The following is a 14,625-nucleotide window of genomic DNA, read 5'->3' on the forward strand; positions in this document are numbered from 1 at the left end:
CCTACGACTGCGCGTAGCGCTTGGGGTTGAGGCCGTAGTGCTTCTCGAACAGCCGGCTGAAATGACTCAAGTTGGAAAAACCTAGTTCGTAGCCCACCTCGGCCACGGAGCGCTGCCCCTGCTTCAAGAGGAAAGCTGCTTCTTTCATGCGCGCCTGCTGGAAGTAGGTGTACACCGAGTTGCCGAAGGTTTGCTTGAACAGCTGCTTGAGCTTGGTTTCGCTCATAGCCGCTTGCTGGGCCAGCTCCCGCAGCACCGGCGGCGTGCTCAGGTCGGTGAGCAGCTGCTCGTGCACCTGCAGCAGCCGCTCCGCGTCGGCGCTGTTGATGGGTTGGTGCGGAGCCGATTCACGCAGCAGCAGCTTGCGAAACACCAGGTAGAGCAATTCCTGCACTTTCACCTGGATGTAGAAATGGCTTAGCCCGTCGTGCTGGTTGACGTCGGTGATATTCTTGAGCAGCAGCTTGGCTTCGGCCGACATGCTGTCGAAGAACAAAAAGGAGCCGCCGTCGGCTGTCAGGGCGTTGAGCACCGCGTGGGGCTCGTTGCCGGCCAGCAGGGCCTTTAGCCGCGGCGTCTTGAGGGCTACCACCAGGTAATGCACGGTGTGCCGGGCTGGAAAACGGATGGTGGAGCTCAGGTCGTTGGAGGTGAGCTGCACGGCCGACTCGTCGCGCTGGGAAAACCGCACCTGCGGGTGGTCGGCGAAAGCAATGTCGAGCGGCTGCTCGTTGTTGTAAAAGAAGATGGTTATCTGGTCGCTGCTGCTACCAGCCGCCTGGCGCTGGACGACGAGGTCTTCGCGCAGCTCGTACCGGTGCACGGTGAGTTTGAAATCGACTCCGAACTGCAGCTTGCGGACGTAGCCCGAGCCCAGGTGCTCGGGTAAGGAAACCTGCCCATCGTGCACGGGCACCTGCAGGTGCTGCGCAAACTGGGTTAGAAAGTCGAAATCGGGCGTCGCAACAAAACGGAACGTCATGCCGGGTAGAGAGCTAAGCGGGTGTCAGTGGATAAGGGACGTAAGGAGAGCTGCGCGAAGACCTTGGCCCGGCGTTGCTGAAGGCATGCTTGGGTCGAGGTCTTCGCAACAAATCAACCCAATTTTGGGTGAAACAGATGTTTCAAAATCCTGGGCCCTTTCTGAAGAAGATAATGGTGGAGGAGACGTTTTAAGAGCATGTCCAGCGCTTATACTTGACGGAAGAGTTCCAGGTAGAGCAAAGAGGAGGGAAGTCTTGGCTCGTCAAGCGGTGAGCACGAACAGTGTGTGCCGGTTACAGAGACAGATGTTGGTAGCGCTATGCGGAGTAGGAAGGATACAAAGCTTTCTAAGTAACGAACTACGTGCTTTATGCAGCCGCTAGGTTCTAAGGCACTACTCAAGAAGAGAAACAAGGTGGTATGCAGCAGGCACGTGTTGGCCTCGTGCAACTGCTGATTGCTAGTGGTAGGCTCCGCATTGAGAGTCTGCACTTTCCGGCGAAACTTCATCTACTCGTTCACATCGGTACCTATTCAGCCAGGCAGGTTATCTGTCTGGCTTCCGTGCATAGGAGCATAATAACGTGGTTGGCTCCGGTAGGACGTCGAAGTAGGGTTGCGCCAGCATTTGCTCTGGTGAGCAGCCGAGAATGTGCGCTAGGCATGGATTCAGCAACTCAAAGTCGTAAAGACATTATCTAATTCATAAGCCCATTCGATAACCGAGCAAAGTATCACTAGGCAGCCATTGACGCCTATATCTTAGCGTTACAGAGAGGTTATTTTCAATCACTAATAGCTTTGGCTGCTAAGTGAGGCGCTGTAGCATTAGTATTGAAATATCTCCTGTAGTCGGTCGCACACCTCCTGCGCCGTGGACTTAGATAGCACGCCCAAACGGCGTACCAGGCGAGTTTTATCGACGGAACGGATGTGGTCGAGCGCTACCTGGCCTTCCTTGCTCTGAAAGGTGCAATCCACCCGGGAGGGGTAGTCGCGCCGGGTGCTAGTCAGGGCCGCAATAGTTACGGTGCGCAGGTAGCGGTTCATCTCGTCGGGGGATAGCACCACGCAGGGGCGGGTCTTGTTGATTTCGCTGCCCTGAGTTGGGTCGAGGTTGACAAGCCATACCTCAAAGCGTTGCACAGCTACCACTGCCATTCTGTTTCCTCAAAGGTCTCATCTGAGAAACCCTCCAGTAGCTCGCCCTCCGGGGCCTGGCCTTGGGCAATGGCCTGCTGAAAACGCTCGTCCCACCCTTGACGGCAGGGCTTTACTACGGGCTTGATAAGCAAGCCTTCGGGCGTGGGCTGCAAATCTACCTCACCGCTAAGGTGGTACTGTTGCAGTAACTTCTTAGGCAGCACAATTCCCTGGGAATTGCCCACTCGAATCAGGCGCGTGTTCATGAGCGTAAATGTATGTACAATGTACTTACATTTACTTAACGGTATTAGTTTAATTCTCAAGTTACCAGGTCGATACTGAGACAGGACCAGGCCTTAATACTAAGAATACCTTTTCGCTACCTGAACTACCGCAAGCAAAACCATACCCCGTTGCTCTAGCCCCCTCGGCTGGGGTACCCAGCGTAAATACGCTACAGTACTCCAACGCAGGCTACACGATTAGCATTGACATCAACCTCAGCTCGCTAATTTGAAAGCTGATTTTCCGCATAGGGGAGAAACTCAACAACAAGGCACAAGTTAGCTTCTTTACCTTACGCGAGCTGCCCGATGCGCCTTTCTTCCTAAAATCGGCATCACCAACAAGGACACTTTGAAAGCAGCTAACGGCTTGTCCTCAGAACGCTATCTTGTTAATTATGCGGGCTCATCACCTGCTTAAGGCGGTGGTAGATTTCTGTATTCTCGTACAAGCCTGTAAATAACTCGCTGCCATTGCCGTAGGCGAAAACGGGCACCACTACCGCTGAGTGATGGGTAGTAGTGAAGCGGCCCGATACCTTCCCTGTCTGGCTGCTGCCGCCCACTACGCTGTAGCCTCCGGTTTCGTGGTCAGCCGTGACGATTACAAGGGTTTCCCCGTTCTGGGCTGCGAACCGAAAGGCCTTGCCTACCTGCTGGTCAAAATCCAGGACTTCCTGCACATTATAAGAGGTATCATTGAAGTGGCCCGCATCGTCAATCTGCGAGCCTTCCACCATCAGGAAAAAGCCCTTTTCGTTTTTGCCCAGCAGCTCCAGGGCTTTGTCGAAACCTAACTCCATGTAGGCCGCTGTGCGAGCGGGCATGCGGGTCGGGCCGTTGTCGGCGAGCAGGGCAACGGCTTTGGGGCTGGTGAGGGCGCGGGCCTGTTGGGGGGTAGTAGCTACCTGGTAACCCTTGGCCCGCCACTGCGCCAGCAGATCTACCCGGTCCTGGCGCTGGGTAAAGAACTTCAGGCCGCCCCCGTACATAAAGTCAATGGGGGCTTCTAGGAACTTTCTGGCAATAATTTCCAGGTCCTGGCGGTTGGGGTGGTTCACGGCAAAGCAGGCGGGCGTGGCATCGGGCAGTTCACAGGCTACCACCAGGCCCGTGGATTTGCCCTGGGCGCGGGCGTCCCACATGATGGACCGAAACGAATGCCCCAACGAGTCCATGCCGATGGCGCCGTTATAGGTTTTGTGCCCCGTGGCCATGGCCGTGGCACTGGCCGCCGAGTCGGTAATCTTGCCGTACTGGTTGGCCGTGATGGAAAGCCCCGTGGCTTGGGCCTGCTGCAAATAGAGCTGACCGCGGTTAGCAATCAGACCGCCCGTAACCTGGGCCGGGCCCATGCCGTCGCCAATTAGCAAAATGATATTCTTAAGGGGCTTGCGCGGGCCGGCGTAAGGCGTCAGGGTCGGCACAGCGTACGGTTTGCCCGGCCCGTACTCGCGCTTTTCGAGGGGTACTTCCGACGCGAGTGCTACATCGGGTTGCTGCTTGAGAGCTTCAATTACTACACTGCGAGTCGGAGTTGAAACCTGGGGGCGGGCACAGGAAACCAGACCTAGGCCACCCAGCAGCAACAGAGAAAACGGCAAGGAAGAGGACATACTTAGCGCAGCGAAGAAGGGTGAACAGTGAGCACGCGGTAGGCCCGGGCATTGAGGCCGCAGGGGTCGGTGGCGCGTACTTCAATTTTATGGGTACCCACTGGCAGGCCACTAGGCAGGCGGGCGCGCCAGAGGTGGGGACTGGGCTCGGCCTTACCCGCTAGGGCGGAGGCTTTGGCCGAAGGGTACACCCGGCGTTGCTGAAGTTGGTAGAGGCGAGCCACGTACGGGTCGGGGGTCATCACGGGGTAGGCTGGTTGCCACGCGCCGTCGTTGAGGCGAAACTCGACACGAGTTTTCGGGGAACCGGCAAACACGTTGATCATAGCTACGCTACGGGTAGAGTCGGCGGGCAAGTTCTGGGCCGGGTCCCACTCGGAATCTTCCGGCGTCCATACGCTCATTTGGAAGGTAGCAGGGTATTGAGAGGCTTTATAAGCTAGCTGGTAGTCACTATGCTCGCCTACTTGCATCTTCCAGTAGCCCTTGGGCGCCCCACAATTCATTAGGGCCGAGGGAATCCCAAAGATGTCGTGCTCTCCCTGCCACCAGCTGCCGCAGGTTGCACCTACCACTATTTCTTGCCAGGCTGGTCCCGTCGGTTGCAGGTGGTACTCCCGCCGGTTGCGGTGCTCGTGGGCTGAGATGAACGCAACATTGGAATGCCCGGCCAGCACGCGCAGCAGATCGGCTTTATTGACTACCTCGGCTAGGGGAATGTGCATAGCCAGCACGTGCAGTTGCTCAGGGTCGGAGTGCCGCAGGTAGTTGGTCAGGAAATTCAGCTGCTCGCTTGATATGCGGCCTTCGTACTTCTTCTGGCCCAGATAGGCCACGTCGTTGAGCACCACAAAATGCGCCTGGCCGTGTTGCAGGGCGTAGTAGGAAGGTCCAAAGTAGCGTTGATAGGTGGAGTCGGCGTAGAGAGCATCCTGTACCTCGTAGTTCTGATCGTGATTACCGAATACGGCATATACCGGCTTGCCCAGAGCCGCGAGGCTGGCCTTGGTTTTGGGGTACACGCCCAGTTCATCGAAAGTAATATCGCCCAGGGTGAGGGCAAAGGCGTAAGGGTCGTCGTAGAGCTCCTCGGTTACTAGGTGGTTGAAGTGGTAGAGGTCGTCCTGGCTGCCAGCCTGTATATCCCCGAGCAACACCACGTCGTAGGCGTTTTTCTCCGGGGCGGGCTGAAGCGCGAAATCCGCGGTCTGGTGGGAAGCCGCAGTAGGCTGGTAGTACCAACTAGTGGGTTGCGCGGGCGCATAGTCGCGGGGCTTTACCACAAAAATCAGGCGACCGGGCCGGGTACTCAGGCGGTAGCGGCCCTTACGGTCAGTGGGCACTATCTCGACGCCGTTGGACACCAGTACGCCGGCTACCCCAGCTTCGGAGGACTCGCGTTGGCCGTTGCCGTTCTGGTCGGCGAAGACAGTACCAACCACGGTGTGCGGCGTGAAGCGTTGGCCATATGCCAGGTCCCGGCCGGCCATCAGCAGCCCGAACAACATAGGCAAGGCATAGCTAACGAAGCTGTTGCGCATCAATTACTTGCTTAAGCTCACGTAATTCATCGGCCCCAACCAGCAGACCTGGGTAGTGCAACAGCTCCCGCCACACCGCCCGCCGCTGGGCGGCGGTGCTGGCCGGCAGGTTCCAGAAACGCACTTTCTGCCCATTTTTGAGAGCTTGCTGGCTAAGCTGTTTCAAGCGGGCGGCCTCGGGGGTAGGTATTTTTCCGGTTCCATCCCAACGAAAACTCTGCTGCCAGTCGCCATTCACGGTAGGAATGCTGGCGGCCAGCTGAGGCTGTAGATCAGAAAGCTGCCCGTCCAGAAACACCAGCCGGTCCGGGTCGGCCAGCACCTCGGGGCGGGGGTAGCTGCCGGTCAGAATGACGCGCACCCCGCCGGGCTGGGCCTGCCGAGGCGTAACGAGCAGGTCGCGGTACCGGCCTAGCACGCGCCGCAACTGCGCGTAGGTCGCCGGGCCGGCCGTTTTGAAGTCCACGAACAGCCATAGCTCTGCGGGCCGGGTGTACAGCTGGCCCGCGGCGCGCAACTGCTGCAAGGAGTCCAGGTAGAGGGTTTGCAGGGTGCGCGCTGGGTTTAGCGCGGCACGCTCGTGCCCTACCTGCAAGGTGGAGTCAACCAGGAAAATATCGGCCTCCACGCTTTTAAAGCCCAATTGCAAAGCATCCGTTAAGGGATGGGGCCGCCAGTAGTCGTTGTGGGAGTGCCCTTGTTCCAGGGGCTGGGCCGGTTGGAAGCGGGGCGTTTGGGCCTGGGCCTTTGTAACGGAAGCCAGCAACAGAATTGCGGCTGCGTAGCGAAACGAATTGCGCATGAAAAACACGAAGGCCCGCCTCTTCACCCCCAACCAGCAGGCTGTGAAGTAAGAGACGGGCGCGAGAAATTACCAGCCCTGGTTTTGGGCAATTTTGGAATTGTTCAGGTCGATAGGCGGAATGGGCCACACGTGGTGCACGGCGGGGTTAAACGTGCGGGCCGGCCACACTTCCACCACCTTATAGGTCGAGGCCGGGTTGGACTTGTCGGCGTATTCGCGCCCGCGCTGGGCTTTGGCGTAAGCGGCCTGGGCATCGCCCCAGCGCACGAGGTCGGCGTGGCGGTCGGCAAACTCACCAGCCAGCTCCGAGCGCCGCTCCCGCTTGAGGTCGGCCAGGGTAGCGCCGGTCAGCGCGGGCAGGCCGGCCCGGCGGCGCACCAGGTTAAGGGCCTGGTCGCCGCTTTTACCCTGCATAATCTGGGCTTCGGCCTGGAGCAGCAGCACCTCGGCGTAGCGCATCAGCGGCACGTTCAAATCGGTAGTGGGCTTGTCGCCGTTGGCGTTCAGGTGCTCCGTGGCCGGGTAGGTGTAGGGCTCCATGTACTTGCTGAATTGAAAGCCGGTCAGCGAATTAGTGGAGGAGTATTTCTGCTTCTGCCCCAGATAGGTAAACTCGTCGCCAAAGGAAAGGATGGTGGCCTCCCGGCGCGGGTCGCCGACCTCAAAGGACTCGTACAGATCCAACGTGGGTTGGAAATAGCCCCAGCCGTTGTATTTGCCCCAGCCCTTGTTTTCGAGCAGCACGCCGGGCAGAATACTACCGTCCTGCCGGCCCGATACTACCGACCAGATGTACTCACTGGACCAGTTGTTTTGGATGGTAAACACCGAGTGGAAGTCTTCCTTGGGCTTGCCCGTGTTGATGAGGGCTCGCCCCGAGCCGGATTTGGTCACGGCCTCGGCGGCCTGCTCAGCCAAGGCCCACTTGCTTTTGTCGTACTGGGCCCAAAACACATAGGTTTTAGCTAGGTAGGCCAGGGCCGCGTCCTTGTGGGCGTGGCCTAGCTCCGCCCCCGAGTAGGCCGTCACCAGTGGAAGCAGCTCGGCGGCCTTTTTCAGGTCCTGCTCCATGAGTTCGTAGTTGGCTACCACGCTCACGGGCCGGGGGAAGCTGTTCTGGTCCATGTTGTCCACCGTCACCAGGGGCACGCCGGCGCGCTGGTCGCCGTAGCGAGTGGCAATGTGGAAGTAAGAAAAGGCCCGCATGAAGTAGGCTTCTCCCAGCACCCGGTTTTTAAGCTTCTCGTCGATGCTCATGGCCGGCAGGTTCTTCAGAATCTCGTTGGCCCGGCGGATAACCCGGTAGGAGTAGCCGTACATCTTATTGGTGTCGCCTTCGTCGCCGGTGGCCGTGAAGTTGCGCACGTTGGCGGCCGTGGCCCGCACGCGCCCCGTCACCATGTCGTCGGAGGCGTTGATGAGCCAGAAGAATCCCCGGCCGAACATGTCGTCGTTGTTCATGTAGCCGTACAGGGCATTGGAGGCGGCTACCGCATCCGCGTCGGTTTTCCAGAAGTTGGCGTAGGTAATGGTGCCCTGGGGCGTGAGGTCGGTGAAGTCGTCCTGGCAGCCGGTGGCAGCGCCCAGCAGTAGGGCCGTGAAAAGAAGCGCGGGGTATTTCATAGGGGAAAGAATGACCGTCAGTTGCTTAAATGCCCAGGTTCAGGCCAACCGTGAAAGTGCGGGCTACCGGGTAGGTGCCCAAATCCAGGCCCACGCCCCCGATTTCGGGGTCCATGCCGGAGTACTTGGTGAAGGTGACCAGGTTCTCGACGGTGCCGTAGAGGCGAAGGCTGGCGCCGGTACGCACGCGGCTGCTCCAGGCGGTGGGTAGGGTGTAGCCCACGGTCAGGTTTTTCAGGCGCAGGTAGGAGCCATCCTCCAGGTACCAGTCGGAGGGTAGGCTGAAGTTTTTGTTGGCGTCGTTGAGCGAGAGGCGTGGGATGTTGGAGTCGGGGTTCTGGGGCGTCCAGGCGTCGAGCACATGGCGGTCGAGGTTGTAGCCCTGCAAGCCGGCGTTGTAGGTAGCAAACTTGTAGCCGTTGAACAGCTTCACACCGCTCACGCCCTGCCAGAACACGCTCAAATCAAAGCCCTTCCACTGCCCGTTGAGGGTAAGCCCATAGGTTTGCTTGGGCATGGCATTGCCCATGAACACGCGGTCCTTGTCGTCAATGCGGCCGTCGCCGTTGGTGTCCCGGAACTTCAGGTCCCCGGGTTTGGCGCTGGGCTGAATCAGCTTGCCGTCGCCGTTGGTGTAGGCGCTTACCTCTTGCTCAGAGCGGAACAGGCCCTCGGTCGGCACCAGGTAGTAGGCGTACAGGGGCTGCCCCACGGCCGAGCGGAAGGGGTACATCTGGGTGCGCACGTTGTCGGTGTGCTGAATAAACTCGCTGCCGTAGCCGTCCAGGTCCTGCACCCGGTTTTTCAGCGTGGCCACGTTGCCGTTGATTTGGAAGGCGACGGGTCCGGCCTGGCCGGCGTACCCCACACTCAGTTCCCAACCCTTATTAAGCACAGTGCCCACGTTGGCCGTGGGGCCTTCGCCTACTCCGCTGCTGGGGTTGGGTGCAATGGGCAGAATCAGGCCGCGGGTAAACTTCTGGAAGTAATCGGCCGTCAGGGTCAGGCGGTTATCCAGCAGGCCCACGTCTAGGCCAGCATCGAAGGTTTCGGACCGCTCCCATTTCAGGTCGGGGTTCGACTGCTTGTTGATGTAGTAGCCGGTGCTGTAGCCCGGGGTGCTGCCTAAGTAGGCCTGGCTGCCAACGAGCGGCAGGTTGTAGGCGTAGTAGTTCACCGACTGAATATTGCCGATCTGGCCCCAGGAGGCCCTCAGCTTCAGCGTTTGTACGGCGGGCACTTGGAAGAAGGACTCCGATGATACTTTCCAGGCGCCCGAGACTGCCGGGAAGTAGTCGGAGTTGTACTTGAGCAGGCGCGACGACTGGTCGCGGCGCAGGCTGCCGGTCAGGAAGTACCGGTCGTTGAAGCTGTACGTCAGGCGGCCGATGGCGGAAGTTAACGCCTCTTGATACACGTCGCTAGCTGGGCGTTCCACAATTTCCTTGGCGTTGCCAATGTACTGGTACCAGCTGTCCTCGCGGTCGAAGTTCTGGCCTCGCAACGAGTAGTATTCGTAGTTGGTGCGCTGGGCCGAGTACACGGCCGTTAAGTCGAAGAAGTGCTTGCCTAGGGCTTTCTGGTAGCTTACCTGATTGTCCCAGATCCACTTGTCGCGCTGCCCTTGGCTCTGGGTCAGATAGTTCATCGTGTTGCTACGCCCTGGTTCGGGCACGCGCGGGTCGAAGCGCTTGTAGGAGTCGCGCAGCAAATCCAGGCTGAAGCTACTGCGCAGCTTCAGGTTGGTGAGCGGGCTATACTCCACGTACCCAATGCCATTGAGGTTGAGCACGGGGTTATTGATGGAAGGCCGCTCCAGTAAGGCCACGGGGTTGTATACGTCGCCGTAGGCTCCGGCAAACTGAAATTCGGGTGATGGAGCCAGTGGGGTTACCCCACCGTAGCCACCATCGGCGTAGCGTACCGTGGCCGCGGCCGGCATGAAGATGGCATTGAGGATGCTGCCGGAATAGGCATTGCTGGTGTTCGTGCCGCGGGCCTTGGTATGGTTTACGTACAGGTTCTGACCAACGGTAATCTTGTCGCTCAGGTCGTAGTCCGACTTCAGGCGCAGAGAGTAGCGCTTAAGGTTGGTGCTGATGAGTAGTCCCTCCCGGTCATGAAAGCCGAAGGACGTCAGGAAGCGCCCCCGGTCATTGCCGCCGCTCACAGTAGCATTTAGGTTGTAAATGCTGCCGGTGCGGAATATCTCGTCTATCCAGTTGGTGCGCGTAATCTGCCCCCAGGGGTTTTTGGCGGGGTCATGAGCCGCCGGGCGACCCACGCCAGCGTTGTCGGCAGCCTGGTTGTAGGCAGCGGCCTGCTCGGCTGCGTTTAAGGCCTCAGGCGTTTGGTAGGCCGTTTGCCAGCCCCGGTAGGTGTCGATGGTGACGCGCGAGGCGCCACTCTTACCGCTTTTGGTGGTGACGACAATGACGCCCGAAGAAGCCTGCGCGCCGTAGATGGCGGCCGAAGCGGCATCCTTGAGCACCGTAATGCTGGCAATGTCGTTGGGGTTCAGCGGCCCGCCGTAGTAGGGCATACCATCCACCACGTACAAGGGAGCCTCACTGCTCAGGGTGCCGGCGCCCCGAATAACTACCCGGGCCGTGGCGGCGGGGTCGCCCCCATTCTGCACTACCGTTACCCCAGCTAGGTTGCCCTGTAGCATGTCTTGCACGTTGGTCAGGGGGCGGTTGGCAATCTTTTCCGGGTTGGGCAGGGTAGCCACCGCCGTCGTGATGTTTTCGCGCTTGGCGGTACCGTAGCCAATTACCACTACCTCATCCAAGCCGGTAGCCGACTCCTTAAGCACCAGCTCGAAGCTGCTTTGCTCCGCTACTCGTAGCTCCAGCGTTTGGTAGCCAATAAAAGAAACTACCAGTACTGCTTGCGCTGGGTTCGCAACGGTAAGTTGAAACCGTCCTTCACTGTCCGTGGTCGTGCCCGTAGTTGTTCCTTTCACCAGAACAGTTACGCCCGGCAGGGGCTGACCGGCTTTGTCGGCTACGCGTCCACTCACAACCTGATCGACGGCGGTGGTCGACTGTACGGGGCTATTGTCGTAGTCTTCAGCAACTGGTAAGGCCAGTGCCGGGCCACTTAGGACCGATAAGGTCAGCGCCAGAGCTGCGGCTTGCTTGTGATGACTGGTTTTCACTACGTGTGCAGGCATAAGGAGTAGTAGAGTGATCAGGAGAGGACAGCCTACCAGCCAGATTATATGGGCATGGCAAAGCCTAGGCCCGACCTTGGTCAGGGTAGGTTCGGTTAGGATGCAGGAAGGGGCGGGTAGAAAAGATGCTTCTAAAGAACCGGTGGTAGGGCTACAGCCCAAGGTTCAAAGCGGGAGGTTGGCTGATAGCTGGGGAATGGTGCTTTTGCGCGGCACAAAGGAATGTCCTGCTTATTGATAGAGTGTTTTCTATAAATTATTTAATTATTACGTGGTGCTTTTCGGCCTTTGCATCCCGTATAGGCGAGGTGCTGCTCGTATTTCACCTAAGTGTATAGCAGTCAGAGACGAACCGTAGTGTAAGCTTAGTGATGTGATAAGCGAAGTCTTATCCCGATTGGACCAGTTGCCCGGGGTATTTTCTTAGCCAACACGCGGCTGCACGTGCAGAAACGCCAAAACGCAAGTAGGCCGGATACGTCCACTGGTATCCGGCCTACTTGCGTCTTACAGCAAGGACTAGTTTCCCCGCAGTTGTTCTACAATGCTAGGTTATAGCATGGGTGGCAAACTATATCTTATCAGAAACCAGGGTAGCCTTTAATAATCTGGTTACAGCGTCGGGATGTCGTTGGCGGTGGTGCCCTCGGGCCCGAACTGCTTATGGAGGAGTAGATGGTAAGTGCTTTGCGCTACCAGGGCTACCTCGTGAAAGCCGCAGAGCATCAGCTTAAGCTTACCAGGGTAGGCGTTAATGCTGCTAATCGTACGGGCACCAGGGACTGAAGTGGAATAGTCCGCGGTGTCAACCGTCACGGCTACTGCGGTAGCATCACCGACTTTGGCCGGTCGGCGGCACCTACGCCCCAAGTAGGACTTGGGGTAGCACCCATTTCAAAGATGAGGTTGCCGCCTTGCAGTAGCTCTTGGTGCGTGATGTAGGACTTAGTATAGGCTTTGCCATTGAGGGTAATTGCCTGAATATACTTATTGGTGGAGCTGTTGTTTTTGGCCTCGATAGTAAGCGTCTTGCCGGCGGCCAGCCTAATGGTAGCGTGCTTGACGGCTGGGCTACCAAACACGTATGCACCATTGGCCGGGTTGAGTGGGTAGAAGCCCAGAGTGGAGAAGATGTGCCACGCCGACATCTGACCAACGTCCTCATTCCCAATAATGCCGTCGGGCTTGGCCGTGTAGAAGTTATCGGTGATGAACCGGACCTTATCGGCAGTTTTCCAGGGCTGGCCCACGTAGTTGTAGAGGTAGGCAACGTGGTGGCTGGGCTCGTTGCCGTGCGCGTACATGCCAATAAGCCCGGAAATATCGTTGGAAGCTTCGGCTCCCATATCACCCTTCACAATGAACAAGGAATCCAGCTTCTGGCTGAACCGCTTCTCACCTCCCAGCAAGCCAATCAATCCCTCTACGTCTTGGGGGACCAGCCAGGTGTACTGCCAGGGGTTCCCCTCCGTGAAGTCGCTTTTCATGTGCACGGACGTAAACGGGTTAAAGGGCGTGCGCCACTCGTTCAGCGCCACGCGGCCGCGCATAAAGCCTACCCGCTTGTCGAAGTAGTTCTCATAGTTTTTAGCGCGCTTGCTGAAGTAGGCGTAATCGTCGGCTTTGCCCAGCTTCCGGGCCATCTGCGCAATGCACCAATCGTCGATGGCGTATTCCAAGCCTTTCGATACGCTTTCCGCCTCACTATTGGCCGGAATAAAGCCTCCGGCTTTCACCGCCTTCAGGCCCAGCTCGTCGCGCATGGCGGTGGCGCGTACGGCTTCGTAAGCCAGAGCGGCATCGAAACCCCGGAAGCCTTTCAGGTAGGCATCTGCCACCACAGGCACGGCGCTGTAGCCCACCATGCAGTTGGTTTCGTTACCCATCAGATGCCACACAGGCAGCTTGCCCTGCTGCTGGTAGATGGCAAGCATAGAGCTCACCATGTCATTGACGCGCTCGGGCTGGAGAATGGTGAACAGGGGGTGGGCCGCCCGGTAGGTATCCCAGAGGGAGAAAGTGGTTAGGTTGGTGAAGCCCGCGTTCTGGTGTACTTGCTTGTCGGTGCCCCGGTAGTCGCCGTTATGGTCGTTGAAAATGGAGGGCGCAATCATGGTGTGATACAGAGCCGTGTAGAAGGTTTTCAGGCGGGTTTCGTCGGCCTGAATCTGTACTTTTTGCAGCTCCCGGTTCCAGGCGGCATCGGCCTGAGCCACCACTTTATTGAAATTCCAGTGTGGAATTTCGGCTCGGATGTTGGCCTGTGCCCCCGCGGTGCTCACGGGAGAGATGCCCACTTTCAGCTTTACTTGCTCACCTGCCTGGGTTGCGAAGGTGACGACGCCCTTGAGGCGGTTGCCGGTAGCCGCGGGCTTAGTGTTGCCTAGGGTATCCAGTACCTGCACGCTGCTGAAGTTGCGGATAGGCTTGGAGAATACCGCCGCAAAGTAGAGGCGCTGATCTACGGCCCAGCCTTTGGAGTTTCGGTACCCAACAAGGGTGCTGTCGTTGAGCTGCTCGATGTGGGTGTCCGTGGCCAGGTCCCAGCCAATACCCTGCTGCAAGTCAAAAATTAGGTGGGCCGCGTCGGACTTGGGAAAGGTGTACTGGTGAAAGCCAACTCGCTCGGTGGCGGTCAGCTCGGCCTTGATATCGTAGCGCTTCAAGCGCACGGCGTAGTAGCCCGGCTTGGCCTGTTCTTCCTGATGCGAAAAAAGCGACACCAGGCCGCGCTCGGGGTGCTTAACCCGGCCTTCGGTTACGCGCACGGCTCCGGTAGTGGGCATTACCGTCACGTCGCCCAGGTCGCCGATGCCGGTTCCGCTTAGGTGGGTGTGGGAAAAACCGACAATAGTGGAATCAGAATAATGATATCCGGAGCACCAATCCCAGCCCTCAGTAATATTTACTGGCCCGAGCTGCACGGCTCCAAATGGCACATTGGCCCCCATGAAAACATGACCATGAAAAGCTGTTCCAATGTAGGGGTCTACGTACTGGGTGAGGCTGGAGCTTGGAGCTTGGGTTGCTACCTTTTGGGTGCTGGTGCAGGCTGCTACAGCGACAATGCCACAGGCCAGGGCAGTTGCGGAGAGGATGAATCGACTACGGATACGCTTCATGAAAACTTGGTGACTTAAGTAGCAGGGCGTTTGTGAGCAGGCCGGAAACCGAGAAGCTCAGAGATGCCACGTAGGGCACAGCATTCGTGCTAGCCGGTGGCGTTCCGCGTGAATGTGTAGCCAGTGGTACCTGCTACCGTGGGCTTTATCCATAACCAAAGAAACAAGCGAGGTGCCTGAAACCTCAAGTTATGTGGTGGTTATACACAAGAAGAGCGCCCCAACATGCACGCGGTATTTTATGCCAAGTACGTTTAAAATAGTGATAGTATACCCTCGGTAGTAGGTGCTGGTACTCACATTGGGCACGTTGCGCTTATTGAGGCTAA

The 14,625-nt window shown here is 58.1% G+C and carries 10 protein-coding genes; all 10 read right to left on the reverse strand.

What is annotated here, in order from left to right:
• Nucleotide 1: 1 nt before the first annotated feature.
• Nucleotides 2–982 (reverse strand): helix-turn-helix transcriptional regulator, encoded by a 981-nt coding sequence (locus tag CHB83_RS21080; protein ID WP_089334145.1) that lies wholly within the window; start codon nt 980–982, stop codon nt 2–4.
• A gap of 830 nt (nt 983–1,812) precedes the next feature.
• On the reverse strand, nt 1,813–2,145 hold the full coding sequence (locus CHB83_RS21085; protein ID WP_089334146.1) for a type II toxin-antitoxin system PemK/MazF family toxin: 333 nt from the start codon (nt 2,143–2,145) through the stop codon (nt 1,813–1,815).
• Nucleotides 2,133–2,393, reverse strand: a complete 261-nt coding sequence (locus CHB83_RS21090) for an AbrB/MazE/SpoVT family DNA-binding domain-containing protein (protein WP_089334147.1) — start codon at nt 2,391–2,393, stop codon at nt 2,133–2,135. The genes CHB83_RS21085 and CHB83_RS21090 overlap by 13 nt, the downstream gene beginning before the upstream one ends.
• Before the next feature lie 413 nt (nt 2,394–2,806).
• Nucleotides 2,807–4,030 carry an alkaline phosphatase gene (locus CHB83_RS21095; protein ID WP_089334148.1) on the reverse strand — a complete coding sequence of 408 codons (1,224 nt, stop codon included), beginning with the start codon at nt 4,028–4,030 and terminating at the stop codon, nt 2,807–2,809.
• Nucleotides 4,031–4,032: 2 nt separating this feature from the next.
• A complete protein-coding gene (locus CHB83_RS21100; RefSeq protein WP_089334149.1) occupies nt 4,033–5,571 on the reverse strand; it encodes a calcineurin-like phosphoesterase C-terminal domain-containing protein in 1,539 nt (512 codons plus the stop codon).
• Nucleotides 5,552–6,373, reverse strand: coding sequence for a PI-PLC domain-containing protein (locus CHB83_RS21105; RefSeq protein WP_089334150.1), 822 nt, complete (start codon nt 6,371–6,373; stop codon nt 5,552–5,554). The genes CHB83_RS21100 and CHB83_RS21105 overlap by 20 nt, the downstream gene beginning before the upstream one ends.
• Nucleotides 6,374–6,442: 69 nt before the next feature.
• Nucleotides 6,443–7,999, reverse strand: a complete 1,557-nt coding sequence (locus CHB83_RS21110; protein WP_089334151.1) for a RagB/SusD family nutrient uptake outer membrane protein — start codon at nt 7,997–7,999, stop codon at nt 6,443–6,445.
• A 25-nt stretch (nt 8,000–8,024) separates the two neighbouring features.
• Nucleotides 8,025–11,174 (reverse strand): SusC/RagA family TonB-linked outer membrane protein, encoded by a 3,150-nt coding sequence (locus tag CHB83_RS21115; protein WP_089334152.1) that lies wholly within the window; start codon nt 11,172–11,174, stop codon nt 8,025–8,027.
• 612 nt (nt 11,175–11,786) lie between these two features.
• The gene (locus CHB83_RS21120) at nt 11,787–11,990 is read right to left on the reverse strand and encodes a hypothetical protein (RefSeq protein ID WP_089334153.1); all 204 of its coding nucleotides are present in this window, start codon (nt 11,988–11,990) and stop codon (nt 11,787–11,789) included.
• A 2-nt stretch (nt 11,991–11,992) separates the two neighbouring features.
• On the reverse strand, nt 11,993–14,296 hold the full coding sequence (locus CHB83_RS21125; protein ID WP_089334154.1) for a GH92 family glycosyl hydrolase: 2,304 nt from the start codon (nt 14,294–14,296) through the stop codon (nt 11,993–11,995).
• Between the last annotated feature and the right edge of the window lie 329 nt (nt 14,297–14,625).

This window comes from Hymenobacter mucosus (assembly GCF_900188255.1).
Lineage (GTDB): Bacteria > Bacteroidota > Bacteroidia > Cytophagales > Hymenobacteraceae > Hymenobacter > Hymenobacter mucosus.